Source organism: Limnohabitans sp. Rim8 (genome assembly GCF_943326455.1).
Taxonomy (GTDB): Bacteria; Pseudomonadota; Gammaproteobacteria; order Burkholderiales; family Burkholderiaceae_C; genus Limnohabitans_A.
The window spans coordinates 31,036-57,105 of record NZ_CALPTI020000020.1 but is presented as its reverse complement, the minus strand read 5'-3'; the positions used below and the strand labels follow the sequence as shown (position 1 = coordinate 57,105).

The 26,070-nt window shown below is 60.2% G+C and carries 26 protein-coding genes; 6 read left to right on the top strand and 20 right to left on the bottom strand.

The window, feature by feature from the left end:
- Nucleotides 1–2: 2 nt before the first annotated feature.
- From Q1M54_RS12760 to Q1M54_RS12750, 3 genes are read right to left on the bottom strand one after another with little or no spacing between them, the layout of a single operon-like run.
- The gene (locus tag Q1M54_RS12760; RefSeq protein ID WP_300557788.1) at nucleotides 3–1,181 is read right to left on the bottom strand and encodes an MFS transporter; all 1,179 of its coding nucleotides are present in this window, start codon (nucleotides 1,179–1,181) and stop codon (nucleotides 3–5) included.
- A gap of 58 nt (nucleotides 1,182–1,239) precedes the next feature.
- On the bottom strand, nucleotides 1,240–2,217 hold the full coding sequence (locus Q1M54_RS12755) for a tripartite tricarboxylate transporter substrate-binding protein (protein WP_300557786.1): 978 nt from the start codon (nucleotides 2,215–2,217) through the stop codon (nucleotides 1,240–1,242).
- Between the two features lie 31 nt (nucleotides 2,218–2,248).
- On the bottom strand, nucleotides 2,249–2,839 hold the full coding sequence (locus Q1M54_RS12750) for a carboxymuconolactone decarboxylase family protein (RefSeq protein WP_300557784.1): 591 nt from the start codon (nucleotides 2,837–2,839) through the stop codon (nucleotides 2,249–2,251).
- A gap of 140 nt (nucleotides 2,840–2,979) precedes the next feature.
- Here Q1M54_RS12750 and Q1M54_RS12745 point away from each other — a divergent pair, with 140 nt between their 5' ends.
- Together Q1M54_RS12745 and Q1M54_RS12740 are read left to right on the top strand one after the other, a co-directional pair.
- Nucleotides 2,980–3,678 carry a glutathione S-transferase N-terminal domain-containing protein gene (locus tag Q1M54_RS12745; protein WP_300557782.1) on the top strand — a complete coding sequence of 233 codons (699 nt, stop codon included), beginning with the start codon at nucleotides 2,980–2,982 and terminating at the stop codon, nucleotides 3,676–3,678.
- A gap of 9 nt (nucleotides 3,679–3,687) precedes the next feature.
- The gene (locus tag Q1M54_RS12740; RefSeq protein ID WP_300557780.1) at nucleotides 3,688–4,395 is read left to right on the top strand and encodes a hypothetical protein; all 708 of its coding nucleotides are present in this window, start codon (nucleotides 3,688–3,690) and stop codon (nucleotides 4,393–4,395) included.
- Nucleotides 4,396–4,413: 18 nt separating this feature from the next.
- Here the strand turns inward: Q1M54_RS12740 and Q1M54_RS12735 are convergent, their stop codons facing one another.
- From Q1M54_RS12735 to Q1M54_RS12665, 15 genes are all read right to left on the bottom strand, one after another.
- On the bottom strand, nucleotides 4,414–5,301 hold the full coding sequence (locus Q1M54_RS12735; RefSeq protein WP_300557778.1) for an isocitrate lyase/PEP mutase family protein: 888 nt from the start codon (nucleotides 5,299–5,301) through the stop codon (nucleotides 4,414–4,416).
- On the bottom strand, nucleotides 5,298–6,698 hold the full coding sequence (locus Q1M54_RS12730; RefSeq protein WP_300557776.1) for an FAD-dependent oxidoreductase: 1,401 nt from the start codon (nucleotides 6,696–6,698) through the stop codon (nucleotides 5,298–5,300). The genes Q1M54_RS12735 and Q1M54_RS12730 overlap by 4 nt, the downstream gene beginning before the upstream one ends.
- A gap of 4 nt (nucleotides 6,699–6,702) precedes the next feature.
- Nucleotides 6,703–7,305: a cysteine hydrolase gene (locus Q1M54_RS12725; RefSeq protein ID WP_300557774.1), complete on the bottom strand. Its 603-nt coding sequence runs from the start codon at nucleotides 7,303–7,305 to the stop codon at nucleotides 6,703–6,705.
- The gene (locus Q1M54_RS12720) at nucleotides 7,302–9,374 is read right to left on the bottom strand and encodes a hydantoinase/oxoprolinase family protein (RefSeq protein WP_300557772.1); all 2,073 of its coding nucleotides are present in this window, start codon (nucleotides 9,372–9,374) and stop codon (nucleotides 7,302–7,304) included. The genes Q1M54_RS12725 and Q1M54_RS12720 overlap by 4 nt, the downstream gene beginning before the upstream one ends.
- On the bottom strand, nucleotides 9,371–11,062 hold the full coding sequence (locus Q1M54_RS12715; RefSeq protein WP_300557770.1) for a hydantoinase B/oxoprolinase family protein: 1,692 nt from the start codon (nucleotides 11,060–11,062) through the stop codon (nucleotides 9,371–9,373). The genes Q1M54_RS12720 and Q1M54_RS12715 overlap by 4 nt, the downstream gene beginning before the upstream one ends.
- On the bottom strand, nucleotides 11,059–11,562 hold the full coding sequence (locus tag Q1M54_RS12710; RefSeq protein WP_300557768.1) for a 3-isopropylmalate dehydratase: 504 nt from the start codon (nucleotides 11,560–11,562) through the stop codon (nucleotides 11,059–11,061). The genes Q1M54_RS12715 and Q1M54_RS12710 overlap by 4 nt, the downstream gene beginning before the upstream one ends.
- The gene (locus tag Q1M54_RS12705) at nucleotides 11,559–12,839 is read right to left on the bottom strand and encodes a 3-isopropylmalate dehydratase large subunit (protein ID WP_300557766.1); all 1,281 of its coding nucleotides are present in this window, start codon (nucleotides 12,837–12,839) and stop codon (nucleotides 11,559–11,561) included. Before Q1M54_RS12705 ends, Q1M54_RS12710 begins: the two co-directional genes overlap by 4 nt.
- A complete protein-coding gene (locus Q1M54_RS12700; protein ID WP_300557811.1) occupies nucleotides 12,836–13,789 on the bottom strand; it encodes a tripartite tricarboxylate transporter substrate binding protein in 954 nt (317 codons plus the stop codon). Before Q1M54_RS12700 ends, Q1M54_RS12705 begins: the two co-directional genes overlap by 4 nt.
- Nucleotides 13,790–13,881: 92 nt before the next feature.
- Entirely contained in the window at nucleotides 13,882–14,592 is a 711-nt protein-coding gene (locus tag Q1M54_RS12695; RefSeq protein ID WP_300557764.1) for an ABC transporter ATP-binding protein, read from the bottom strand.
- Nucleotides 14,589–15,377, bottom strand: coding sequence for an ABC transporter ATP-binding protein (locus Q1M54_RS12690; RefSeq protein WP_300557809.1), 789 nt, complete (start codon nucleotides 15,375–15,377; stop codon nucleotides 14,589–14,591). Before Q1M54_RS12690 ends, Q1M54_RS12695 begins: the two co-directional genes overlap by 4 nt.
- A complete protein-coding gene (locus Q1M54_RS12685; RefSeq protein ID WP_300557762.1) occupies nucleotides 15,371–16,348 on the bottom strand; it encodes a branched-chain amino acid ABC transporter permease in 978 nt (325 codons plus the stop codon). Before Q1M54_RS12685 ends, Q1M54_RS12690 begins: the two co-directional genes overlap by 7 nt.
- Nucleotides 16,345–17,217 carry a branched-chain amino acid ABC transporter permease gene (locus Q1M54_RS12680; protein WP_300557760.1) on the bottom strand — a complete coding sequence of 291 codons (873 nt, stop codon included), beginning with the start codon at nucleotides 17,215–17,217 and terminating at the stop codon, nucleotides 16,345–16,347. The genes Q1M54_RS12685 and Q1M54_RS12680 overlap by 4 nt, the downstream gene beginning before the upstream one ends.
- A gap of 24 nt (nucleotides 17,218–17,241) precedes the next feature.
- Nucleotides 17,242–18,444: an ABC transporter substrate-binding protein gene (locus Q1M54_RS12675; protein WP_300557758.1), complete on the bottom strand. Its 1,203-nt coding sequence runs from the start codon at nucleotides 18,442–18,444 to the stop codon at nucleotides 17,242–17,244.
- A 20-nt stretch (nucleotides 18,445–18,464) separates the two neighbouring features.
- Entirely contained in the window at nucleotides 18,465–19,268 is an 804-nt protein-coding gene (locus Q1M54_RS12670) for a GntR family transcriptional regulator (RefSeq protein WP_300557756.1), read from the bottom strand.
- Between the two features lie 126 nt (nucleotides 19,269–19,394).
- On the bottom strand, nucleotides 19,395–20,954 hold the full coding sequence (locus Q1M54_RS12665) for an acyl-CoA synthetase (protein ID WP_300557754.1): 1,560 nt from the start codon (nucleotides 20,952–20,954) through the stop codon (nucleotides 19,395–19,397).
- 60 nt (nucleotides 20,955–21,014) lie between these two features.
- Between Q1M54_RS12665 and Q1M54_RS12660 the strand changes: the two genes are divergently transcribed.
- Both Q1M54_RS12660 and miaB read left to right on the top strand, forming a co-directional pair.
- Nucleotides 21,015–21,599, top strand: coding sequence for a DUF2889 domain-containing protein (locus Q1M54_RS12660; protein ID WP_300557752.1), 585 nt, complete (start codon nucleotides 21,015–21,017; stop codon nucleotides 21,597–21,599).
- 162 nt (nucleotides 21,600–21,761) lie between these two features.
- Nucleotides 21,762–23,099 (top strand): tRNA (N6-isopentenyl adenosine(37)-C2)-methylthiotransferase MiaB, encoded by a 1,338-nt coding sequence (miaB, locus tag Q1M54_RS12655; RefSeq protein WP_300557750.1) that lies wholly within the window; start codon nucleotides 21,762–21,764, stop codon nucleotides 23,097–23,099.
- Nucleotides 23,100–23,113: 14 nt separating this feature from the next.
- Here miaB and Q1M54_RS12650 read toward each other — a convergent pair whose 3' ends face one another.
- Both Q1M54_RS12650 and ffh read right to left on the bottom strand, forming a co-directional pair.
- Nucleotides 23,114–23,506 carry a gamma-glutamylcyclotransferase family protein gene (locus tag Q1M54_RS12650; RefSeq protein WP_300557748.1) on the bottom strand — a complete coding sequence of 131 codons (393 nt, stop codon included), beginning with the start codon at nucleotides 23,504–23,506 and terminating at the stop codon, nucleotides 23,114–23,116.
- Between the two features lie 20 nt (nucleotides 23,507–23,526).
- On the bottom strand, nucleotides 23,527–24,912 hold the full coding sequence (gene ffh, locus Q1M54_RS12645) for a signal recognition particle protein (RefSeq protein ID WP_295500426.1): 1,386 nt from the start codon (nucleotides 24,910–24,912) through the stop codon (nucleotides 23,527–23,529).
- Nucleotides 24,913–24,989: 77 nt separating this feature from the next.
- Between ffh and ccsA the strand changes: the two genes are divergently transcribed.
- Together ccsA and Q1M54_RS12635 are read left to right on the top strand one after the other, a co-directional pair.
- Entirely contained in the window at nucleotides 24,990–25,793 is an 804-nt protein-coding gene (gene ccsA, locus Q1M54_RS12640) for a cytochrome c biogenesis protein CcsA (protein WP_300557745.1), read from the top strand.
- Nucleotides 25,790–26,026 (top strand): PP0621 family protein, encoded by a 237-nt coding sequence (locus Q1M54_RS12635; protein ID WP_300557743.1) that lies wholly within the window; start codon nucleotides 25,790–25,792, stop codon nucleotides 26,024–26,026. The genes ccsA and Q1M54_RS12635 overlap by 4 nt, the downstream gene beginning before the upstream one ends.
- Nucleotides 26,027–26,070 lie beyond the last annotated feature (44 nt).

Here is a 26,070-nt window from a genome sequence, read left to right as displayed (position 1 = left end):
ATTCAACGGGACCGCTGACTGAAGTAAAGCACCGTACCGCTCACACTGGCCATGACCATCAGGCCCACAAAGCCAGCACGGTACGTGCCAAACAAACCCGACAAAGCACCGAACATGGGCGGCCCCAACACCACGCCCAAAAATGTGAAAGCCAAGGTGCCGCCTGTGGCCATGCTGGCCATGCCGGGTGGCGCACGGCGGGCCACTTCGGCCAAATAGACGCCGTTCCAGCCAATGGCCGACGCGCCAAAGCAGACCAAAATGGCGATCACCACACCATGCGGCGTGTCGGTGGTCAAAAAGGCAGAGCCCAAAGCACAAACAGCCATCATGCTGGCCAAAAGCAGCAACATGGCCCGCGCGCCCAGCCAGCGGTCGGCCACATAACCCCAGGCCACACGACCACCAATGCCACCCAGCTGGGTCACGGACAAAGCCAAGCCGGCGGCAACCAATCCATACGACAAATCATCGTGCAGAAAGGTGACCAAATAGGTGGTGAGCGACAACTGCACCATCGAGAACATGAACGAGCAAGAGGCCATGGTGAGCAAGGCTCGGTGCGCCAACACCATGCGGATAGGGTCGATCAAACTGCCCCATCGAATGTGCAGGTCAGCTTGCCGGTCGCTGTCCAAATCGGCCCGCAAGCTCTGCGACACCAAGGCGCACGCCAAGCACAGTGCGGCCACCACCAACATGCTGAGCTGCCAATCGATCAGCAAAGCCAAGGGCGGCACGATCGCGCCCGCCAACATGCTGCCCAAAGGCACGCCGGTTTGTTTGATGGAAAACACCAAAGACATTTGCGCTTTGGGCGTGGTGCGGGCCAACAGGTGCGAGCTGGCCGGCGTGATGGGGCCATAACCCAGGCCGATGAACACGGCGCCCACAACCATGGCCGGCAACCAAGGCACAGCGCACAGGGCCAAACCCAAAGCGCAAAGCACAAGTCCCCATTGGCTCACCCGAATGGCACCCATGCGCGCCACGGTGGCGCCACCCATCAAGGTGGCCACCATGGCCCCGGCGTAAGTGACTGACACATACAAACCCACAAGTGCAGGAGACACCTGCAGATTTTGCGCGACCACCGGTGCAATCACTGGCAAAGTCAACAAGGCCATGGCCACCATGGCCTGGATGACCAGAGTCAGCAGCAAGGGCCACCAGCTTTGCATCATGAAATCTCCCGAACAGGCGAGACGCAGACCCCATGGCCCTTGCGCAGCGGGTGTATCAATTGGCTTTGACGCCAGCCTTGATCAACAAACCGCCCAGGGTGTCGATTTCGTTTTTGAGGTGGTTGCGCAAAGCTTCTGGACGCGCTTGGTCAACCGACACAGCCGAAATGCCCATGGCTTCAAGACGCTGGCGCACTTCAGGATCGGTCACCGACTTTTGCAGCGCAGAGGTCAACTGGTCGAGCACCGGTTTGGGTGTGCCCTTGGGTGCGTACAAACCAAATGAAATGTTGATGTCAAAACCCTCTACGCCGGCATCGGTGATGGCGGGCACTTCAGGCAACTGGGGCAGACGAGCCTTGCCTGCTGAGGCATAAGCCTTGATCTTGCCACCCTTGACCGAGGGCACTGTGCCAGAAGTTTGGTCGCACAAAATGTCCACTTGGCCGCCCATCAGGTCTGTCAAAGCGGGGCCTGTGCCTTTGTAGGGGATTTCATTGAGCTTGACGTTCAGGGCATTCATCATCATGAGGCCGCACAAGTGCGAAGCCGAGCCCACACCCGCGTGCGCCAAACTGACTTTGGGTCCGTTGGCTTTCACGTAGGCCACAAATTCGTTCAAATTGCGCGCCGGAAAATCATTGCGGGTGACGATGACCATGGGGCCGCTGGTGGCGCGGCCAATCGGCTCAAAATCGTCAACCGGGTGGTAAGGCAAACCTTTGTACATGGCCACGTTGGTGGCATGGCTCACATGGATCATCAACAAGGTGTAGCCATCGGGTCTGGCACGCGCCACTTTGGCTGTGCCAATGGAACCCGACGCTCCAGCGGTGTTGTCCACCACGATTTGCTGGCCCAAGTGCTTTTGCATGGCTCCGGCAAAAACCCGGGTGATGGTGTCACCCGGCCCGCCGGCGGCATAGGGCATGACCATGGTGATGGCGCGATTGGGAAAGTCTTGTGCCGATACATGCAAGGCCGTGGCTGCCAACATCAGGGCCAAAGCGCTGCGAACAAAACGGAATGTCATGGCGGTCTCCTTGGGGATTGTGAAAAACGGATCAAGCCAGCAAACGCTGGCGAATGTCTTGGGGGTCCATCACCTGCAAAGGGGCCTCGCCCCCGTCAGGAATGCCCACTTGAGTGGCATTGAGCAGCATGGAGACCATGACATAAGTGCCGGACAACACGGTGAGATCGACCACGGCTTGTTCGCCCATGGCCGCGACGGCCTCTTGCCACAAAGCATCTGGCACGCGGTGATTGAGCGACAACTGAACGCAGTAGTCGTACACCAAGCGTTCGTCGGCTTGCATGCTGGTGGGGCGCTGGCATTGCTGCAAGTCACGGATGACCGCATCGGACAAACCCGCCTTGCGTGCGATGCGCTCATGGGCCCACCACTCGAATTGCGCGTTCGAAATACGGGCCTGAATCAAAATGGCAAATTCGTTCAGGCGCTTATTGACCGAGGTGCGAAAACGCAAATAGTCTAAAAAATCAAAAGCGCGACGGGCCATGTCGGGGCTGCGCAACAGGGCGTTGTAAGGCCCACCCAAAGCAGCACTGGACACTTTGAGGATGTCATCGGCCAAGGGGCGTACTTCGGATGGCAAGTCCTCGTAAGTGATTTGCGAAAGTCTCTCGGTCATTGGAGTAGGCAAAAAGGGGGACATTAACAACAAGCCCCGCCAGCGACAGTCGCCCAAATGACTGTCTAAGCACCCCCTAGATGAACGGTTTCAGCGACACTGACGTTGGCTCTGTTATTCACCCCTCAATTGGATTGATCATGCTGAAATTTTTCTTCAATGCTGCCCCCAACCCCATGAAGATCGCCTTGCTGCTGGAAGAGCTGGGCCTGCCTTTTGAAGCCGTGCCCGTCGACACGCGCAAAGGCCAACAATTTGAGCCCGCCTTTTTGGCAGTCAACCCCAATGCCAAGGTTCCCGCCATCACCGATGGCGACACCACCGTCTTCGACAGTAATGCCATCTTGTTGTACTTGGCCGACCGCGAACAAAAGTTTGTACCCAGTGTGGCCCAAGCCCAAGGGCGAGGTGCAGCCCTGTCTTGGTTGATGTTCATCGCCAGTGGCATTGGGCCGTTTTCAGGCCAATCGGTGCACTTTCGCCATGCGGCACCAGAGCCCAAAGACTACGCGTTGAACCGCTACGACTTTGAGGCGCACCGCCACTGGACCGTGCTGGAAAAGCACCTGAGCCAACACACCTACATGCTGGGCGAGCACTACAGCATCGTGGACATGGCTTTGTGGGGCTGGGCACGTTTGTTGCCCTATGTGTTGGGCACAGGCGAGGCCACTTGGACCCAATACCCCCACATCAAGCGCCTGCTCGACTTGGTCAATGCGCGCCCAGCTGCTCAGCGTGCCGAGGCGTTTAAAGCGCAGTACACCTTCAAGACAGAAATGGACGCAGAAGCCAAGAAGTTCATGTTTCCGCAAAACGAACGTTTGCAAAAGTCATAAATTGACCGCATGAATTTGACGGGCGGTTGGCATTGGCATGTGCGTGCGTGGCGCTCTCAGGCGCGCTGGGCACCCGCTTGTACGCAGATCGCCGATTGGCTGATGGCGCAAGACATGCCTCGCCAACAATTGGTGCTGATCGGCGCGAGTGCAGCTTGGATGCTGCCCACGGCTTGGTTGGCCCAATTTGAAGAGGTCCATGCCTGGGACATCGACCCTTGGGCCAAGCCGCTTTTTTATGCGCGACATGGCCGACACCTGCGGCGCTTGGGAAGAAGATTGCACCTGCATACGGGCGATGGTTTGGCACTGCTGCCTGAACTTGTGCGCACGATGCCTGGCGCTTTTTTTTGGTTTGACAATGTGCTGGGGCAATTGCGCTTCACGGCCTTGCCTTTGCAAGAGACCACTCACCGATTGGGCCAAATACGGCATCAGATGAAGGGCGTGGCTTGGGGCAGTTTGCACGATCGCATGTCAGGACCCCGATTGCCTGACCACCCTTGGCCGCAGTCCAAAGCCGCTCTTGCAGGATGGGCGATGGAATCCAGCCAAGGCCAAGATTGGCTGCGCAGCATGGGGGCTGTGAGCCCTTGGCTCGACCACCTGACAGAGCAGGTCCTGCCGCAGGGCACACCCGTGCAATACACCGCATGGCACTTCAAAACGGGCTACGCGCATTGGCTTGAAATGGGTTGGTGTCCGCAAACCCTTTGAGGATGGCTTGCGCGCCGGTCACTTCAAGCCGGGCGGGCCCTGTTCGAAACTTTGCCCCAAATCCAACAGTTCTTGGGTTTCAATGACCGCGTTCAGACCATCGAAGTCCAGCATCTGGCCCTGCCAAGGCAGGGTCGTCTGATGCGTGTGCAAGCTGGCGTAGTAGCCTTGAAGCGTGTGCAGCACTGCCCGTGCCGTGCCGCCCGGAAAGATCACGATCTTGAATCCGCGCGCACCCAACTCGGCCGCGCTTTGCACCGGCGTCTTGCCGCCTTCCACCATGTTGGCCAAAAGCGGCACACGCTTTGCAAACTGTGCGCAGGCGCGGTTCATCTGTTCGTCCGAGCGCAGGGCTTCGATGAACAAGGCATCGACGCCGCATTCCAGATAGCGCTCGGCCCGCTCCAGCGCTGCATCCAGCCCCTCCACCGCCACCGCGTCGGTGCGCGCCAAAATCAGGGTATTGGGGTCGTGCCGTGCATCGAGTGCGGCGCGCAGCTTGCCCTGCATCTCTGCTACCGGCACCACGCCTTTGCCATCCAGGTGGCCGCAGCGTTTGGGGAAAGTCTGGTCTTCGATCTGGATCATCGCGGCCCCGGCACGTTCAAAATCGCGCACGGTGCGTTGGGTGTTGAGCGCATTCCCAAAGCCGGTGTCTGCATCCACGATCACAGGAATGTTCACCCGGTCGGTGATGTGGGCCAGGGTCTGCGCCACTTCGGTGGCGGTGGTCAGACCGATGTCGGAGCGGCCCAAGCGGGTGTAGGCAATGGATGCACCAGAAAGGTAAACCGCTTCGAAACCAGCCTGTTGCGCCACCAGCGCGGTGAGCGCGTCGTAAACACCGGGGGCGAGCAAGGCCTGCTCTTGTTGCAGGCGCTGGGCCAAAGTGTTGAGCTGGCTCATGGCGTGTCCTTCAAAAGTTGTTGCGCGGTATGCGCCGCAATGTGACCACCTGCGATGGCGCTGAGCAAACCGTTGCCCGATAAATAGCCCCATACCGCTTGGCCCGACACACCCCGTGCAGCGCCGCCTGCGGCCAGCAGGTTGGGCAAAGGCGTACCGTCTTGGCGCAAGACTCGGGTGTGTGCATCGATGTCCAAACCACCCTGCGTGTGAAACAAAGCGCCCGTAACCTTGATGGCATGAAAAGGGGCTTGCAAGGCGCGTTGGAAAGTTCGGCCCGTGACCGCATCGGTGCCGGGCTCCACCGCATGCAAAGTGACTCGCAAGGCTTCGGACGGGCAACCGATCAAGCGCGCCAGTTCGTTTGCGTCTTCGGCGTGTTGCACGGCACCCGCACCTTGCGCCGCCACAAAGTCCGGGAACTCTTGCGCAAAATTCAGGAGCGCATCGTCGAACACATTCCAGGCCACACCACCGGGCTGCGCCAACACATGCACCGCCGCTTCGGAATAGCCCTGGGTTTCGTCGTGAAAGCGTTGGCCTTGGGCGTTGATCTGCACACCGCCTTCCATCATCAGCGCCCATGAAATCAAAGCACCTTGTGGTACCGCCCATGAGCCGTGGCCTTGGTACGCGCCCAGGTCGGCCAGACCTGCGCCGAGTTGTTGACCCCATGCAATCGCACTGCCATCGTTGCCAACATGGCCTGCATAAGTGGCATCGGCCATCTCGGGCAGCATCTCTTGGACCATGGCCGTGGCCCCACCAAAACCGTTGCAAGCCAGCAGCACCCCATCGCAACGGATGCGCTCGATCTGACCATCGGGCCTGACAAAACCCACGCCGTGAATGCGCTGCGTGTCGTCTGCCCACAGCTCGGTCACTTGCGCTTGCGTGAGCACCACCACGCCTGCGGCGTCGGCTGCCGCTTGCAAGCGGCTCATCAGACCGGCGCCGGTTTTTTCGGGCACGGCGTGCATGCGGTGAGCGCTGTGGCCTGGGTACAAAAAGTTGTCCAGCACCTGCCAGGGCAGGCCATGGTGCGTGGCCAGCGCATCCATGGCGGGGCCGATGCTGTGGGCATAAGCTTGCACCAAATGCGGCGCAGCTTGGCCGTGGGCCTTGGCTTGAATGTCAGCCGCAAACTGCACCACGCTGTCGCTGATGCCTTGGACCTGTTGCGCCTGCGTGCCAGGTGCCGGAATGAAACCCGAAGACAAAGCCGTAGAGCCTGCTGCAAACACATCGCGCTCCAACACCACGCAGTCCACACCCAAGCGGGTCAAGGCCAGCGCGGCCGTGAGACCACAAGCGCCTGCACCCACGATCACCACCGGTGTGTGGTCCAGGGCTTGCAACTCGCTCGCAGGCAGAACTTGCGGCACTGGCGCGCTCATGGCTTCAGCCCAGTTGTTTCAAAAAAGTGGCACTGTCCATCACATCGCCCACCGAGGCCATATCGGCCAAGGACGCCTGGTGCGCGGCTTCACTGAAGGCGGCACAACCGTCTGACAAAACAATGGCGTGGTAGTCGCGCACATGGGCGTCGCGCACCGTGCTGGCCACGCCGCCGTTGGTGACGATGCCGCAAACCACCAAGGTGTCGATGCCCGATTTTTTGAGTACCCAGTCGAGCTGCGTGTTGAAGAAGGCTGAATACGCCACCTTGAACACCGACACATCGACCAGTGGCGCGAGCAGGTCCACATTGGCCTGGCCCCGGCTACCCGGCGCAAAGTCGCCCTTGCGCAAAAATGGGCGGCGCTCTTTCAGGTGCGCCGAAATCATGGGTTCGCCCTGCGCATCGGGCCACAGGGTGAACAAACTGGCTGTGACCAAACCGCCATGGGCTTTGATGGCACGCGCCACCGGGGCCATGCGCTCGGGCAGCTTCACCGCCTCAGCGCTCAAGGTGTTGCCCCGGGCATAAGCGCCGTCGGGTGCCAAAAAATCGTTTTGCAGGTCCACCATGACCATGCCAAGTTTCGCGTTCTTCAAGTTCATGCTGCGCGCTCCACCAACAAGTTGCCCAATTTGTCCACACGGCCTTCAAACCCGGGTTCGAGCCAAACAGTGGTGTCGGGCTGCTCCAAGATCGCTGGACCTTGCACCACGGTGCCCACGGGCAGGCTCAAGCGCTCATAGCGCTGCGCCGTCCACCATTGGCCCTGGTGGTAAACCTGCTGCTCACCCACCGGGGCGGTGCGGCCCTCGCCCTGCGGAGCCAGCACCGCCAAGTCAAACTTGGGACGCCGTCCGATGCGGGCATAACGCAGGTTCATCACGCGGATCACCGGGCCTTGCAGCACACGACCAAAAGCGTGTTGGTAAGCGGCCTCAAACGCGGCCAGCAAACCGGCAGCATTCAATTGCTCGCGTTTCACCGGGACTTGCAGCGTGTGCGTCTGGCCCATGTAGAGCATGTCAAAGCTGATGACTTCGTCCACCCGCACAAAGTTCACCCCGGCGGAATCGAGACGCAACTGGCAGGCCTCGGCCAGGCCATCCACGCGTTCCAACAATGAAGGCCAGGCCACATCGGCCAAAGCCACATTCAAGGTTTGCACCGCGTCGTGGCGCATGTCGGCCATCACGCAACCCAGCGCCGAGGTGACGCCCGGGTAACGCGGCACGATGCCGGTGGTCACTCCCACCTCGCGCATCATGGCGCAAACATGCAGGCCGCCGCCGCCGCCAAAAGGCATGTAGGCGAACTGGCGCGGATCGTGGCCGCGCTCGATCGACACCACGCGGATCGCGCCTGCCATGCGGGCATTGGCCACCGTCAAAACCGCTTCGGCCGCCGCCAGCGCCGTCAAACCCAAGGGCTCGGCCACATGCTGGGCAATCGCTTTTTCGGACAAGCCCGAATCGAGCTTTTGCAACAAGCCGCCGCCCAAAGGCCGGTCGGCCGCAATGCGGCCCAGCAGCACATTGGCATCGGTCACCGTGGGGCGGGTGTTGCCGCGCCCGTAACAAGCCGGGCCGGGGATGCTGCCGGCCGACTCGGGGCCCACTTGGAGCATGCCGCCCGCATCGACCGAGGCGATCGAGCCGCCACCTGCGCCGATGGTCTCGATCTGGATCATGGGCGAGCGCACCACCAGTCCGAATTCGATGGAGGTTTGCGCGGCCAGTGCCGCTTCGCCCCCGGCCACCAGCGACACGTCAAACGAGGTGCCGCCGATGTCGCCAGTAATGACGTTTTCAAAACCCGAAGCGCGGGCAATTTCGGCGCAAGCCATCACGCCCGCCGCCGGGCCGGACAGCGCGGTGCGCACCGGCACATCGCAGGCCGTCTCGCGGGACATCACGCCGCCATTGCTTTGCACAATCAGCAACTCACCGCCAAAGCCTTGGGCACGCAAGTCGCCATCGAGGCGCTGCAAATAGCTGCCCACCACGGGCTGCAAAGCGGCGTTGAGTGTGGCTGTGGAGCAGCGCTCAAACTCACGAATCTCGGGCAGCACTTCACTCGCAGCCGTCACATAGCTGTTGGGCCAGATCTCGCGGACTGCGGCCACTGCGGCTTGTTCGTTGGCCGGGTTGGCATAGGCGTGCACAAAAAAAACACACACCGCCTCGCAGCCTTCGGCCAGCAGCGCGCGGGCTTGTTCGCGCACCTGGTCCAGATTCACAGGCGTGTGCAATTGGCCATCGGCCAGCACACGCTCGTCCACCTCCAAACGCCAGGCACGGGGCACCACCGGCGTGTAACTGCCGCGCAGGCCCCAGGTTTGCGGGCGGTCGCGGCGGCGCATCTCCAAAACATCGCGAAAACCCCGTGTGGTGATGATGCCGGTGCTGGCGATCTTGCGTTCCAGCAAGGCGTTGGTACCCACGGTGGTGCCATGCACGATGGTGGCAATGTCTTTGGCACCTTCAGCCCCCGTGTTGCCAGTGACTTTGGCGATGCCGTTCATGAAACCCCGGGCTTCTTCGCCCCGGGTCGAGGGCACTTTCACGATGCGGGCCTGGCCGGTTTTTTCGTCCAGCACAAACAGGTCGGTAAACGTACCGCCCACGTCCACACCCACCACCCAATGCGGCTGATTCACTGCTGCCTCGCTCATGCTTGTTCCTTGGTGTAACCCAGTGCGCTGTCTTTGGCACGGTCTTGTGCCGAGCGCTCATCTGGCGATCCCCAGCCACCGCCACCCGGCGTTTGCAGGCGCACACGGTCGCCCTTTTTCAGATGAATGCCCAGCATCTTGGACACCATGGGTGGGGTTTTCCACTCGCCGTTTTGGCAGTACTCAAACACATTGGGCAGCGCAGGCTGGCCGCCATGAATGCCCTTGGGCGCAGACTTGCCGCGCTCGCCAAAAATGAAGGCCTCGGCGCTGTCTTCGAGCAATTCAATTTCGTAAATCGCACCCAAGCCACCCCGGTGCTGGCCATCGCCGCCCGAGCCGGGGCGCAAGGCCCACTGCGTGAAGCGCACCGGGTAGGCCGCTTCCAGAATCTCCATGGGCGGGATCGTGGCAGTCGAGATGGGCGCGTTGCCGTGTGACAGGCCGTCGCCATCCGAATGGCCGCCGTGACCACCGCCAAAAAAGCTGAACATCACCCAGCGCTGGCCTTTGCGCTTGTCGTCGGTGCGGTGGCCGGCAATCGACAAGGCGTTGATGGTGCCGTAGGCATGGGCAACCGCCCGCTGCGGGTCGGCCAGGGCCGTGGCGCTGAAAATCACATCGATCATGCGCAAAATGGTTTCGGTGTAGCCGCCCACCGGGCGCGGGCGCGAAGCGCTGATGACCAAACCATCGGGAATCACAAAATCCACTGCATCGAGGACACCCGCGTTGGCGGGCACATCGGGGAACACATGCTTCAAGGCCACATAACAAGCGGCCACCGCAGTAGCGCGTGAGATGTTCACCGGACCCGCGCATTGCGCCGAGGTGCGTGAAAAGTCCAGCGTCAACCGGTCACCGGCCACGGTCATGTCGAGTGCAATCGTCAGCAGTTCGTCTTTCACGCCGTCGTTGTCCAGCACGTCTTCAAAGCTGTAACGGCCATCGGGCAGGCTGGCGATGTGCGAACGCATCAAACGCACTGCGCGGCTGCGCAGCTCTACCAAGGCTTGTGCCACTTTGGCGTCGCCGTATTCGTCCAGCAGTCCGTCCAGGCGCCGTGCGCCCAATTCGAGCGCTGCCAACTGACCGTTCAGGTCGCCCCACAGGCTATCGGGCAATCGGGTGTTGGCCCGCAAAATGGCCAGCACATCATCGTCCAGCACACCGCCGCGCAAGATCCGCACCGGCGGAATCTGCACCGCTTCTTGCCAGCACTCGGTGGCGGCTGGGTTGTAGTTGCCGGGCACCGCGCCGCCCACGTCGTGCCAGTGCGCAGCAGACGCCAAAAAGCAATACAACTGACCATTGCGAAAGCAAGGTTTGACCAGCTTGAAGTCGTTGGCATGCGTGCCACCTTCATACGGGTCGTTGAATAACCATACATCACCCGGCTGCATGCCGCCGCGCTCAGCCGCCACACGCATGGCCGCCCGCACCGCAAAAGCCATGGCACCTACAAACACCGGCAAGCCCGATTTGCCTTGGATCAGGGTGTCGCCGGTGACGGCGTCGTACAAGCCGTGGCAAGCGTCGTGCGCCTCGGCAATGATGGGGTTGAAGGCGCTGCGGTAGAGCGTCGCGTCCATCTCGTCGGCAATTTGTTCAAGCCGGCCGCGCAACACGGCCAAAGTCACGGGGTCCATGGCTGTCGCGGCAGGAGAAAGAGAATCGATCGGGTTCATGCGGGCTTTCTTCTTCGAAGCAGGGGCAACAAGCCGCCTGCATCGACCATGTCCATTAAAAAATCAGGTATCGGCGCACAGTCCAGACGCTGACCACAGGCGCGCATCACCACAGGCCCGTCGCCATCAAATCGCACCGCAATCCGTTCGTCTGCTTGGATTTGATCGGCTTCAGGGCATGTCAAAAGCAAAAGCCCCAAATTGAAAGCATTGCGAAAATAAAGGCCGCTGTAGGAAGGCGCAATCACCGCAGCCAAGCCCAGATGGCGCAGCACGCCAGAGGCCTGCTCGCGGGAAGAACCGATGCCAAAGTTGGCTCCGGCCACGATCACATCGCCCGCCCGAACGCCGGTAGCAAAGTCGCTTCGTACCGCCTCCAGGCAGTGCTGGGCAATGACATCCAGACCGTGCTTCATGTAAGCACCAGGGGCCAAGGCATCGGTGTCCACGTCAGCACCCAGACGCCACACCTTGGCGTTGTCAAATGCGCGCTGCGTCATGCCATCACCTCGCGTGCATCGGTGATGCGTCCGCGCAAAGCAGAAGCCGCGACCGTGTAGGGCGAGGCCAAATACACATTCACACTGGCAGGACCCATGCGGCCTTTGAAGTTGCGCGCGGTGGTCGAGATCACAGTAGAGCCTTCAGGGAAAGTGGCACCGTAGCCCGCACACGCGCCACAGCTGTTGGGCAGCACCGTGGCCCCGGCGTCCAGCAAGGTTTGCATCACACCTTCTTGCGTGGCCTGCGCTTGTTCACGGGCACTGGCGGGGGCCACCATCAGCTGCACACCCTGGGCCACATGCTTGCCTTTGAGCACCGAAGCTGCGGCGCGCAGGTCATCGAGTTTGGCGCCCGTGCAGGCACCGATGTAAGCGATATTGGGCAGCACATCAGCGAATGCGCCCACATCCCTTGTGTTGGCAGGGCTGTGCGGAGCCGCCACTTGGGGACTCAGGGCCGATGCGTCAAACCTGTAATCCTCAAATTCAGCGTCATCATCCGAGCACCACTGTTCGGCATTCACCAAATCAGCATCGCTCACGCCCACGCCGCGCAGGTATTGCAAGGTGGTGGTGTCGGCCGCAATCAAACCAACTTGCGCACCCATCTCGGCGCTCATATTGGACAGCGTCATGCGCTCGGCCATGGACAGCGCCTGGACCGCAGGACCGGCAAATTCGACCGCTTGGTATTGACCGCCGTTCATGCCAAAACGCCCCACCATGTGCAGCATCATGTCTTTGGCCGACACGCCCGATTGCAATCGGCCCGACCAGTGCATGCGCAAGGTACGCGGCACTTGCAGCCAAATTTGACCCGTCGCGCACACACCCAGCATTTCGGTGGCTCCGATGCCAAACATGTAGCAGCCAAATGCACCGCCAGTGGGCGAGTGGGAATCCCCACCCACACACAACATGCCAGGCTTCAGATGACCCCGCTCGGGCAGCACCACATGGCAAATGCCCTCGCTGTCGATGACGTGCGGCAATTGCCAGGTTTTGGCGGTGTCCCGGGTGATTTGGATGATCTTTTGGGCATCCGCGTCTTGGGCGGGTACATAGTGGTCGAGCACCAAAACGACTTTGTTTTTGTCCCAGATCTCAGCGCCCAGTTCGTCCAGCATGGGCTTCAAGCGACGAGGTCCTGACGAGTCATGGAACATGGCCAGATCGACCTTGCAGGTGACCAACTCACCGACCGCCACATGGCTTCGCCCGGCTGCACGGGCGATCAGCTTTTGGGCCAATGTTTGTGCAGGGTGTTGGCTCATTCAGGCTTGGCTCCTGCATACTGAACCACAGCCCGCCAACGCACAATTTCGCTGTCAACAAAGCGGGCAAACTCTTCGGGGCTGTTGCCCACGGGCGTGGCCCCTTCGTTTTCAATGCGGCGCCTGACCTCGGGCGACTGCACAGCGGCTCGCGCTGCATCGGCCAAGCGTTTGGTCAATTCAGGGCTCATGCGGCCGGGACCGAACAGACCAAACCAAGCGCTCGACTCGTACCCGGGCAAACTTTCGCCAATGGCTTGCACCTCTGGGTAAGCTGGCAAACGTTTGGCACTGGTAACGCCCAGCGCCTTGAGCTTGCCCGCCTTGATGTGCGCTTGCACATTGCCCACGGCTGCGAACATCAAATCCACTTGACCGGCCAAGACGTCTTGGACCGCTGGGGCGGTACCGCGATAAGGGATATTGACAATGAACACGCCCGACTGCATCTTGAAAGCATCACCAGCCATGTGCAGCGACGAACCCAAAGCGCCAATCGCAAAGTTGAGTTGTCCAGGCTTGGACTTGGCCAACGCAATCAGCTCTTTGATGTTGTTCGCAGGCACTTTGGGGTGAGCCACAAGCACCGAGGGCGATGTCGACACCATGGTCAAGGGCGTGAAGTCCTTCACCGGGTCAAAGGGCAGGCTGGGGTACAAAGAGGCATTGATGGCGTGGCTGGTAAAACTCATCAGCAGCGTATTCCCGTCCGGTGCCGCTTTGGCCACGGTGTCTGCAGCCAAGTTGCCGCCTGCTCCAGGGCGATTTTCCACCACCACCGTACGGCCCAGCTGAGGACCCAACACCTGAGCCAGTGTGCGCGCCATCGTATCGGTCGTGCCGCCAGCGGGAGCACCCACCAAAATTCGGATGGGCGGTTGCGACTGGGCTTGCGCACAACCCGCAAAGGCCAAGGCCGCACCCAAGGTCAATAAACGGCGAGAAATCATGGGACTTGTTGGCATGAAAACTCCTTTGAAAAAGAGAAGATGAATGGGATTGAGGTTGAACAGCACGGGCATTCAAATGGTTTGACCATGGGTCACATGCCCAGGTAAGCCTGCCTGAGGGTGTCGCTGGCCAACAATTCGCCAGGTGTTCCACTGAAGCGAATATGTCCGTTTTCCATCACATAAGCACGGTCAGAAATGTCCAGGGATTGGCCCACGTTTTGTTCCACCAATAAAATCGACAAACCGGTGCTGCGCAGTTGAGAAATAAGGCCAAACAACTCTTCGACCAACAACGGTGACAAGCCCAGAGATGGCTCATCCAAAATCAGCAAACGCGGCTCGGCCATCAATCCTCGGCCAATGGCGAGCATTTGCTGTTCGCCACCACTCAAGGTGCCTGCCAACTGGCTGACGCGCTCTTTGAGGCGCGGAAAGGTTTCGTAAACCTTGTCCAAGTTCTGAAGGCGTCGCGCTCGTCCCCGCGTGAAGGCTCCCAGCTCCAGGTTTTCGTGAACGCTCAAGTTCGGAAACACCTTGCGGCCTTCAGGCACATGAATCAGGCCACGAACCACCACTTGGCGGGAATGCAAACCGGTGATGTCATGCCCGTCAAACTGCACCTGCCCAGCGCGCGTGGCCACCAAACCGCTCAGGGTCAAATTGAGCGTGGTCTTGCCTGCACCGTTGCTACCCAGCAGCGCCACCAATTCACCCGGCATCACATGCAAATCGACACCGCGCAAGACTTCGACCACGCCGTAGCCTGACTTGATGCCTTGGACATTCAAGAGGGCGCTCATACCGTGGACTCCTGTGCAACATGCGCTGATTGACTTTGAGCCGCGCTCTTTTGCAAACGCTCCGCCGTGCCATGGCCCAAATAGGCCTCCACAACGGCTTGGTTGCGGGTGACCTCGGCGGGAGTGCCTTGGGCAATCAGTTGTCCTTGCGCCAGCACCCAGACCTCTTGCGCCAGGCTCATCACAGCTTGCATGACGTGCTCGATCATCAGCACCGTCACGCCGCTTTGGGCAATGCCTTGCACCACTGGGATCATCTCGGCAATTTCTTGAGGGTTCAGGCCTGCCAGCACCTCGTCGAGCAGCAACAAGCGTGGACGCGTAGCCAGTGCACGCGCCAGCTCCAAGCGTTTGCGGCCAGCCACCGTCAGGTCGCTGGCCAGCTTGTCCAGCTGTGGGCTCAGGCCTACTTGTTGGGCGACCGATTCGGCAAATTCAAGCGCCTTCGCGCGGCCTGGCAAATGCAAGTGGGCTCCCACCGCGATGTTCTCACGCACGGTTTGCGCCGCAAAGGGCTGCACGATCTGGAAAGTACGTGTCAGGCCCATGCGGGCATTCAGATGCGGCGGCTGGCCCGTGATCTCTTGACCGGCAAACACCACACGACCCGTATCCGGTGTCAAAAAGCCCGACATGAGCGCGAACAAAGTCGTCTTGCCCGCGCCGTTGGGCCCAATCAAGGCGCTCAGACGCCCTTGCGTCACCGACAGGCTCACGTTTTGCACGGCCTTCAAGCCGCCAAAGGACTTGTCCACGCCCTCGATCTGCAGCAGCGTGCTCATGATTTGTCTCCATCCGACTTGCTCCCGCGCAACCATTGCAACGGCGTGATGGTGCCCAGCCCCGCAATGCCGCGCGGCAAGAACATCACGATCACGATCAGCACCACGCCATAAATGACCATGTTGATGCCCGGAAGTTGCCCAAACAAATTGCGCGTGACATCGGCCAAGATGTGCAGGCTCACCGCGCCCAAGAGCGGGCCCCACAACGTGCCCATGCCGCCCACAATCGCCCCCACCAAGGCCTCGACCGAGGTGTGCGCCCCAAAGGCGATGCCCGGGTCGATGTACTGGAACACCTGCACATAAAACGCACCGCCTGCGCCCATCAGGCCGCCGGACAACACGGTGGCGATCAGCTTGACGCTGAAAGGGTTCACGCCAATGGCGCGGGCCGCGTCTTCGTTGTCTCGCACCGCCTGCAAGTAAGCGCCAAAGCGAGAGTGACGCAGCCACGCGGTGATGCACAGCGCCAGCGTGACCAAGCCCAGCATGAGCCAGATGAAACCGGCGCGGCTGCCAAATTGCATGTTCGCAGTCGACTCTTTGAGCGGCAGCATCATGCCCACACCCGCCCCGGTAAAGGGCACCGAGGTGGCCAAAATGCGGAACACCTCAGCAAAGGCCAGCGTGACCAGCGCGAAGTATGAGCCCTTGAGGCCATAGCGGAATGAGGCCGCGCCCACAAAGGCCCCCACACCCGACGCAAACACCATGGCCAGCGGCAAAGCGACCCAGGGGCTCAGGCCCCACTGCATTTGCGCGATGGCCTGCACGTATGCGCCCGTGCCAAAAAACAGCGCATGGCCAAACGAAAACTGTCCACCAAAACCACCCAGCACGTTCCACGCCTGCGACAACAGACACGCGTACAAAGACGTCATGACGAAGTTGAGCATCACGCCCGAATCGGTGAACAAGGGCACCGCCCCCACCAGCACCACAAACAGCACGATGTTGCGAAAGTCTTTCATGCCTTCGCTCCAAAAAATCCTTGTGGCCTCAGCAAAAGCACCGCAATGAAAATCACAAAAATACCCACTTGACCCAGGGACTCACCCAGCAGCAAACCGCCCAGCGACTCGACCACACCAATGAGCAAACCACCGAGCAAAGCCCCGGTAAAACTGCCCATGCCGCCCAACACCACGATGGTGAAGGCCACCAGCACAAAGCCGTTGCCCACTTGCGGGTTCACGTAATAGGCCGGCATCAAAAAGCAGGCTGCAGCGCCCAAACTGGCCAGGCCCAAACCAAAACACATGGCATACACATGGTCCACATCGATGCCCATCAAACGTGCGCCTTGCTTTTCTTTGGAGACAGCGCGGATGGCGCGGCCTAAATCGGTTTTTTCCACAATCAGTAAGAGCACAGCCGACACCACCAGTGCGCCAGCAAAGGACACCAGTTTGGGCAGTGCAATGAAGGCCGGGCCGATCTCGACCGTGGTCAAGGTGTAAGAGGTCTCGATGGTGCGGGTGTCGGATTTGAAAAACAGCAGCGCCAGGTTTTCGAGCACGATCGAGAGGCCCAGCGTGACCAACAAAATGTTTTCGTCCTTGCCGTGGCTGGCGCGGTTGATGACACCGCGTTGCAGCGCATACCCCAGAAAAAACATGGCCGGCACCATGATGGGCAGGGCCATGTAGGGATCGACCCCGAACTGTTGCTTCAACATGTACACGCCATACAGCGCCACCATCAATGACGCGCCATGCGCAAAATTGATGATGTGCAATACGCCATAAATGAGCGTGAGGCCCAGTGCGATCAGCGCATACACGGCACCTGTGGTGATGCCGTTGAGCATCGAAGGAAACAGGATGTTGAAGTCCAGCATCGGGGTCTTTCAGGTCTGCGCAGTTCAGCCCTTGAGCGGGAAAATCGGCTCAATCTCGCGGTAGTCGCGCGGCACAATCACCTTGATGTCGCCTTTGTGGACCTGGGTCATCAAAGGCTGTGCGCCCATGTTCTGGCCATTGACAAACTGCGTGGGGCCGTAGGGCATGATGTGGTTGGCGAACTTGCTCGCAGCCAGGGCGTCGATGATGGCGGCGCGGTCGGTGGACTTGGCGCGTTCGATCGCATCGGCCAACAAGCTCATGGCGGTGTAGGTCATGAACACTTCGTAGCTGAAGAACTGACCCTGTGCTTCCACGCGTTTGCGCAACTCGGCCGAGCGTTTGTCACGTGGATTGAACCAGTGGTTGCAGTCGATGATGCCGTTGGCCGCATCAGGAAACTCCTTGACGAACTTGTAGCTAGAAGCCGCGCCGCCCAGCACCGAGTAAATGGCTTTGGGCGTGATTTTTTGCTGCTGCAAGGTGCGCACCAACAAGGCGTATTCGTTGTAGTAGTTGGCCGGGATCAGGATGTCGGGGTTGACCTGCTTGATGCGCAGCGCGATGTTGTTGAAGTCACGCGTAGGGTTGGCGTGTTTGATGATTTCTTTGACTTCGTAACCATAGCCGGGCAGCTCTTTGGCCAGCAAGTTAGCCGTGCCTGTGCCGAACAGCGACTCTTCGTGCACGATCATCACCGTACGGGCGGGCTTGCCTGCGGCCGTGTTCAAAACGTGCAGGCTGGACACGGCCACTTCGGCGCATTTTCTGTAACCGGGGCCAAAGCGGAAAGTGTTTTTCAAGCCGCGCTCGACGATTTGGTCAGCCACGCCCACATCCACCACATGGGGCAGGTTGTATTTGGCTGCGGCTTGGGTGGTGGCCAAGCAAATGGCCGAGGCAAATGCCCCCACCACAGCACTGACACCCGCTTCATTCATCTTTTCAATTTCGGCTGCACCCGCTTGGGGGTTGGACTGCGCATCTCCCAGCATGGCTTCAATCTTGGCACCGCCCAAAGACTTGATGCCGCCAGCTTTGTTGATGTCTTCAATGGCCATCATCGCGCCCAAGCGACACTGCTGGCCCGAATAAGCCAAGGCACCGGTGACGGGGTGCAGCACACCCACTTTGATGGTTTTGGGCTGAGCGCCCCCCACCAACGGAAAAGCGAGCGCCGAGGCCGCAGCAGCGGACTGGCCCATGAAAGTGCGACGTGAGGTCATGAGAACATCCTTTAAGTAGGTCAATGAAAGTTGGCGGACAGCTCTTGGCTTACCCACACCTTGGCATCGATGCTGCCAACGCGGGATAACTGCATCTGGTATTCATACCGGTCCGGTCGGTACAAGCCATGCAGCCATTGGACGGGACGTTCGTCCACGTCATAAATCAAACGCCGCACCGCCAGCAAGGCCGATCCGACGGACACATCCAGATGCTGGGCCATGCCCACATCGGCCAGACGGGCCGAAATGGTTTGCTCGGCTCGGCCCACCTTGACGCCCGACTCTTCGAGGAGCACCAAAATGGGTTTTTGCGCCAGTTCACGCTTGCCAAAACCCGAAGAAATTGAATCGGGCACCCAGGTGGTGATGTGTGACAAGGGACCTTCGGGCGTGCTGCGCACGCGCTCGGCTTTTTGCACCAGAGCCGCGCTGTGCAGCTTGAGCGCAGCGGCCACGTCCACCGGGGCCCGCATGCACTCCACGCTGAGCACCTTCACCTTGGTGCGCATACCCATGGTGACCAAGTTCTCCAGCAAACCCGTCAGGCGTGCCTGCTGGCCCGTGGCCATGGTCGAGGCTTGCATGTGCACCTCTTGCGCACGCGCCGAAACGGGCCGTGTACCGCGCCCGGGCTCGCGCTGAATCAAGCCTTCTTCGGCCAGCTGGGACAAGGCCCGCCGAACCGTGACACGCGCCACACCAAATTGACCCATCAAAGCCATCTCGCCCGGCAAGCCATGGTCAAAGCGACCTTCGCGCAATTGCTCACGCAGCACCAGATAGATCTGGTGGTACTTGGGCAAAGGCAGATGGGCATCCATGATCTTGATGATTAAACAGTCCCATTGTCCTGTCAATAGGACATTCAAGTCTTATGCATAGAACATTTAATCAGTAGTTTCCCTAGGTTCACACGCTTTGGGGCTGCTGCCCTCACGCCCAAAGCTTCAGGCATACCGCAAGCGCAAATCCCTCTTGAGCAGTTTGCCACTCGGGTTTTTGGGCAGCGTGTCGGTGAACACCACGCGCTTGGGGCACTTGAAGCCAGCCATGTGCTCTGCGCAGTGCGCGATCACCGCCGCCTCGTCCAACGTTTGCCCGACCTTGACCACCACCACCGCCGTCACGGCCTCGACCCACTTGGGGTCGGGCAAGCCGATCACCGCCACCTCGCTGACTTGCGGCAGGCGGTAGATCATTTCTTCGACCTCGCGGCTGGCCACGTTTTCGCCACCGGACTTGATCATGTCCTTCTTGCGGTCCACCACGGTGATGTAGCCCTCCTCGTCGATGAGCCCCAAATCACCGCTGTGGAACCAATCGCCCTCAAACGAAGCTTTCGTGCGCTCGTCGTCGTGGAAATAGCCCAGCATCAGGTGTGGCGAGCGGTGAACGATCTCACCCACTTCGCCCACGGCCACGTCCTCCATGGCGTCGTTCACCACGCGGGTCTCGACGTTGCGCACCGCCTTGCCGCACGAGCCGGGTTTGCGCAGCTGGTCTTCTGGGCCAAGCATGGTGGCCAATGGCGCAATTTCGGTTTGGCCGTACAGGTTCCACAAACGCACATTCGGCAGGCGTGCTGCCAGCTCTTTCAGCACCTCCACCGGCATGATGGACGCACCGTAGTAGCCTTTGGCCAGTTGGACAAGCTTGGCCGGGTCCAGTAAAGGCGAGCGCAGCAACGCGATCCAAACCGTGGGCGGCGCAAAAAAACTGGTGATGCCGAACTTTTCGAGCATCGGCAGCAGGTTGTCGGGCGTGGGCTTGGCCGTGATCACATTGGTGCTGCCCATGTAAATGGCCGGGCCAAAGAACACATCAAGCTGGGCGCAGTGGTAGAGCGGCAGCGCGTGCAGGGCCACATCGGCCTCGGCAATTTCGGCATCGATCACGCAGCTGACGTACTGCCACAGCACCGCATCGTGCGTGAGCTGTGCACCTTTGGGCGAGGACTCGGTGCCGCTGGTGTAGACAATTTGCGCCACGTCGTAGCTGCCCAATTGCACATCGGGCAGCTCTTCTTGGCAGGCGGCCAGCGTGTCAAAACTGTGCATGCCCGCCACCGGCTGGCTCGGGTCTTCGGAGGGCAGCCAGATGAACTGCTCGACTTTCGTATCCAGCTTGCTGGCGGCCTGCGCCAGCTCGGCCAGGCCGCTGTCGGTGGCCAAGGTTTTGGCACCCGCGTGCCGCAAGATGTAGGCGACTTCTTCAGACTTGAGCATGAAGTTGATCGGCACCATGACCGCGCCTCGGCGGGCCAGCGCAAATCGCAAAGCGGCAAAACCGTGCGAGTTGCGGGCCAGCACCGCCACTTTCTCACCCTCGGCCACGCCCATGCGGGCCAGGCCTGCTGCCAGGCGCGTCACCAGCGCATCGAATTCGGCATAGGTCCAGGTCGTTGCACCGCACACGATACCGGTTTTAGCAGGCAAACGGACCGCGGTGCGGCGCAAAGCATCGGCAATGGTCTGGCGGCGAACGGCGGGGTGAAGGGTGGCGGACATGCTGAGGACTCCTGGATCGATATGATCAGCAGATTGAACATCAGACCCGCGAGATTTCCATTGGCACTTCCCCCACCCTCTCCCCGCAAACTGTCACACACGCGCACCGTGGTGTACCAAGGCTATGACCGCGAAGACGGCCTGTGGGACATCGAAGCGCAGCTGACCGACGTCAAGACCTTCGGCTTCCAGGTGCCCAACGAACGGCTTTTCCCAGGGGATGAGCCGATCCATAACCTCAAAATCCGCGTCACACTCGACAACAAGATGGTCATCCAGGACATCGCGACCTCCATGGACAACATTCCCCATCCCGAATGCGTCGGCGCGCCACACGGCATGCACAAGCTCATCGGCTGCACCATGGGCCCGGGCTGGCGCAAGGTCATCAACCAGCATGTGGGCGGCACCGAGGGCTGCACCCACCTGCGAGAAATGTTGTTCAATATGGCCACCGCCGCTTACCAGACCCTGCCTTCAGGCCAATGGCAGCGCCGCGAACTGGCAGGCCAGCCCCACCCCGAAATGACCCAAGCGCCGTATTTCCTGGGTCAATGCCACAGCTGGGCCTATGACAGCCCTACGGTACAAAGGGCGTATCCGATGTTTTTCAAGCCGAAGGCGATGGAGGGCACCGGAAACTGAGCAGGAGCACGCCTGCGATAATCTGCCACCTTCAAAGCGCATCTGCGCTTTTCTTTTACACAGCCTCTGGATCTACACCATGAACCGCTGCACTTTGGCCCTATTTGGGCGTGCTTTGCTTCGCCTTGACTTCATTCCCTCCGTTAACGCCATGGAGGCCGCATGAGCAAGAAGGTCTTCATCAAAACCTTTGGCTGCCAGATGAACGAGTACGACTCGGACAAGATGGCCGATGTGCTGGGCGCAGCACAGGGTTATGAGCCCACACAAGATGTGGATGAGGCCGATTTGATCTTGTTCAACACTTGCTCGGTGCGCGAGAAGGCGCAAGAAAAAGTGTTCAGCGATCTGGGCCGGGTGCAGCACCTCAAAGCCAAGGGCGTGCTGATTGGTGTGGGCGGTTGCGTGGCCAGCCAGGAGGGTGCCGAGATCATCAAGCGTGCGCCTTATGTGGACGTGGTGTTTGGCCCGCAGACCCTGCATCGCCTGCCCGAATTGCTGAACGAACGTGAGCGCAAGCAGCGCCCGCAAGTGGACATCAGCTTCCCCGAGATTGAAAAGTTCGACCACCTGCCGCCCGCCAAGGTGGAAGGCGCCACCGCCTTTGTGTCGATCATGGAAGGTTGCAGCAAATACTGCAGCTACTGCGTGGTGCCTTACACCCGGGGCGAAGAGGTCTCTCGCCCGTTTGACGATGTGCTGGTCGAAGTGGCCGGGCTGGCCGCACAGGGCGTGAAAGAGATCACGCTGCTGGGCCAGAACGTGAACGCGTACCGAGGCAAGATGGGCAACACGGCAGACATCGCCGACTTTGCACTGCTGCTGGAGTACGTGGCCGACATGCCGGGCATCGAGCGCATCCGCTACGTGACCAGCCACCCCAACGAGTTCACACAGCGGTTGATTGACGCGTACGAGAAGATCCCCAAACTGGTGAGCCATCTGCACCTGCCGGTGCAACACGGCTCGGACCGCATCTTGATGGCCATGAAACGCGGCTACACCGCCATGGAATACAAGAGCACGATCCGCAAGCTGCGGGCGATCCGCCCCGACATGTCGCTCAGCAGCGATTTCATCGTAGGCTTCCCTGGAGAGACCGAGGACGACTTCAACAAGATGATGAAGCTGATCACCGATGTGGGTTTTGACACGAGTTTCAGCTTCATCTTCAGCCCCCGGCCCGGCACGCCTGCGGCCAACCTGCACGACGACACGCCACACGCCGAAAAGCTGCGCCGCCTGCACCACCTGCAAGCGACCATCGAAGAAAACGTGCAGCGCATTGGGGACAGCCGTGTGGGCACGGTGCAGCGCATTTTGGTGGAACGCCCTTCACGCAAGGACGCCGCCGAATTGGCCGGCCGCACCGAGTGCAACCGGGTGGTCAACTTTCCCGGCGGCCCGAACATGGACCGCCTGATCGGTCAGATGGCCGATGTGCGCATCACGCAAGGCCTGTCGCACTCCCTGCGGGGCGAGTTGGTGATCAAGGACTGATCAGCTGGGGGGTTTCAGGATTCGCGCCCGACTTCGCGGATGTAGCGGCGGTAGTCGCCATGCGGTATGGGTGTGCAGCCCTCCATCGGGCGGTTGTACACATAGGTCTGCACCGGCTGGCCTTGCAGCGGACCACTGACCACCGACACCAGCTCTCGCCAGTAGTGTGATTCGGCGCGGTCACCGGGCACCACGCCTTCCACCCCATCCAGACGAGCCAGGTGTGCGTCATTGACTTCATAGACTTCGCCCGTGACGTGGCCTTCTCCTGGCAGCAAGCCGGGGTAACGCCCAAGGTCGAACAAGCGGCCAGGCACTTGGGCAGGGCCGATGAAGCGGGCACCATGCATTTCGGCTTCCAAGCGCAAACCAGGCATCAGGGTGCCGTAAATAAAGAGGTAAGTCATCTGTAGATGGCCTGAGGTGATCAACGCGGCATGCCGGGGAAGCCCCCGCCGCCGCCCATCATGCCTTTCATGGCACCCATGCGTTTCATCATCTTCATCATGCCGCCGCCGGACATTTTTTTCATCATGTCCTGCATCTGCTCAAACTCCTTGAGCATGCGGTTGACGTCTTGCACCTGAACGCCCGCGCCCGCTGCAATCCGGCGCTTGCGGGTGGCTTTGATCAACTCAGGTTTTTTCCTCTCTTGCGGCGTCATGCTGTGGATGATGCCTTGCTTGCGACCAATGTCTTTTTCGACCTTGTCCATGTCCATGGATCCGGCCTTGGCCGTCAGCTGGCTGGGCAATTTGTCCATCAAGCTGGACAACCCGCCCATTTGTTTCATCTGTTGGATCTGCGCCAAAAAGTCGTTCAGATCAAAACTGCCACCGCTTTTGACCTTGGACGCCAGCTTTTGTGCGGCTTCCATGTCCACACCAGCCGTGACTTGTTCGACCAAGGCCACGATGTCGCCCATGCCCAGCACCCGGCCCGCGTGGCGCTCGGCGTCGAAGACTTCGAGGCCGTCAATCTTTTCGCTGGTACCGGCAAACTTGATGGGCACACCCGTGATCTGGCGCACCGACAGAGCAGCTCCACCGCGTGAGTCGCCGTCCAGCTTGGTCAGCACAATGCCGGTGAGCGGCAAGGCGTCGCTGAACGCCTTGGCAGTGTTGGCCGCGTCCTGACCTTGCATGGCATCCACCACAAACAGGGTTTCAACAGGCTTTAATTCAGCGTGCAGCGCCTTGATCTCCGCCATCAAGGCTTCGTCAATCGCCAGGCGACCGGCGGTGTCGACCAGCAACACGTCAAAAAAATGCTTGCGGGCGTAGTCAATGGCGGCGCGCGCGATATCGATTGGCTTTTGGTCAGGCGAGCTGGGGAACCACTCGGCCCCTGCTTGGGCAGTTACAGTCTTGAGCTGCTCAATCGCGGCGGGACGGTAAACGTCCCCCGAGACCGTCAACACTTTCTTTTTACGCTTTTCGATCAGGTGCTTGGCCAGCTTGGCGGTGGTGGTGGTTTTACCGGCACCTTGCAGACCGGCCATCAGAATCACGGCGGGCGGCTGTGCGGCCAGGTTGATGTCCGACACGCCCTCGCCCATGGTGGCCGCCAACTCGCGGTTGACCACCCCCACCAAGGCCTGACCGGGCTTGAGTGAGCCCATGACCTCTTGGCCCAGGGCTTTTTCCTTCACACGGGCAATGAAGTCACGCACCACCGGCAAGGCCACATCGGCCTCCAGCAGAGCCATGCGCACCTCGCGCAGCATGTCCGCCACGTTCGATTCGGTGATGCGGGCCTGTCCGCTGAGGGTCTTGACGAGGCGTGAAAGTTTGTCGGTCAGGGCGGAGGCCATGGGGGAATCCAGAAAAAACCGGTTCAGCGTGATGGCGAAGCCCCAGTGACTGCGCCCGAAAGGCTAAACTCGGCTCCATGATTTTAGCGAGTGCGCCTTTCTGGACGCTGCCCTTCTCGGCATTGGCAGCATTGACCTATGCTTTGCCCGCCCTGGTGCCCAGTCGCCTGAGCGATGTGCATGCCCGCCGCCTACTCTGGCTGGCTTGGGCAATGCATGCCGTCAGTTTGCTGGCCCTCCTGATGGGCCCCGTGCGCTTCGGTTTTGCGCCAGCTTTGTCGGTCACCGCTTGGTTGGTGGTCACGGCTTACATGATCGAGACCCAGTTTTTCCCCAAATTCAAAGCCCGTTGGGCAATGGGTTGTTTGGGTTCTGTCACCGTGGCGCTGGCTTGGTTCTTTCCGGGCACGCTGCTGACCAGCCAAGCCTCGGCTTGGCTGCCTTTGCACTTTGCTCTGGGTTTGTCGGCCTACGGCATGTTTGCGGCTGCTGTGGTGCATGCCTGGATGATGACCCGCACCGAGCAAGACATTCGCCAAGCGCACGAAGGGTCCAGCGGCTTGCCTTTGTTGACGCTGGAGCGCCTGACTTTCCGTTTTGTGACTGCTGGCTTTTTGCTGCTGACGGCAACCTTGGTCGCCGGCGCCCTGTTTGGTGAAGCCCTCTATGGCCAAGGTCATACCGAATGGCGTTGGGATCACAAACGGGTGTTCGCTTTGTTGTCATGGCTGACTTTCGCCACTTTGTTGGTGGGCCGTAGCCAATGGGGATGGCGTGGTCGACGCGCCGTGCGGGTGCTCTACATCGGCGCAGGTTTGTTGTTGCTTTCTTACGCAGGTTCGCGGTTTGTCTTGGAAGTCTTGATTGGGCGCGCTGTATGAAATACCTGATTTGGCTGCTGGTCATATTGGCCGCGATTTGGGCTTTCAAGCGCAGCCGAAGAGCCGTCAACCCACCCGCCGAAAAGGCGACGCCCCCCGCTGGCCCCGCCAACATGGTGGGCTGCGCCCATTGCGGGCTTCATTTACCGCAAGAAGAAGCTGTCACCGGGGAAAAAGGCCTGTACTGCAGCACCGAGCACCGGGCAGCTGCTCTGGACCGTAACCCTGCTTGAACCCTGTTGGTCTGCTCCTCCGTCCATGCTGCAGAATTTTTTGT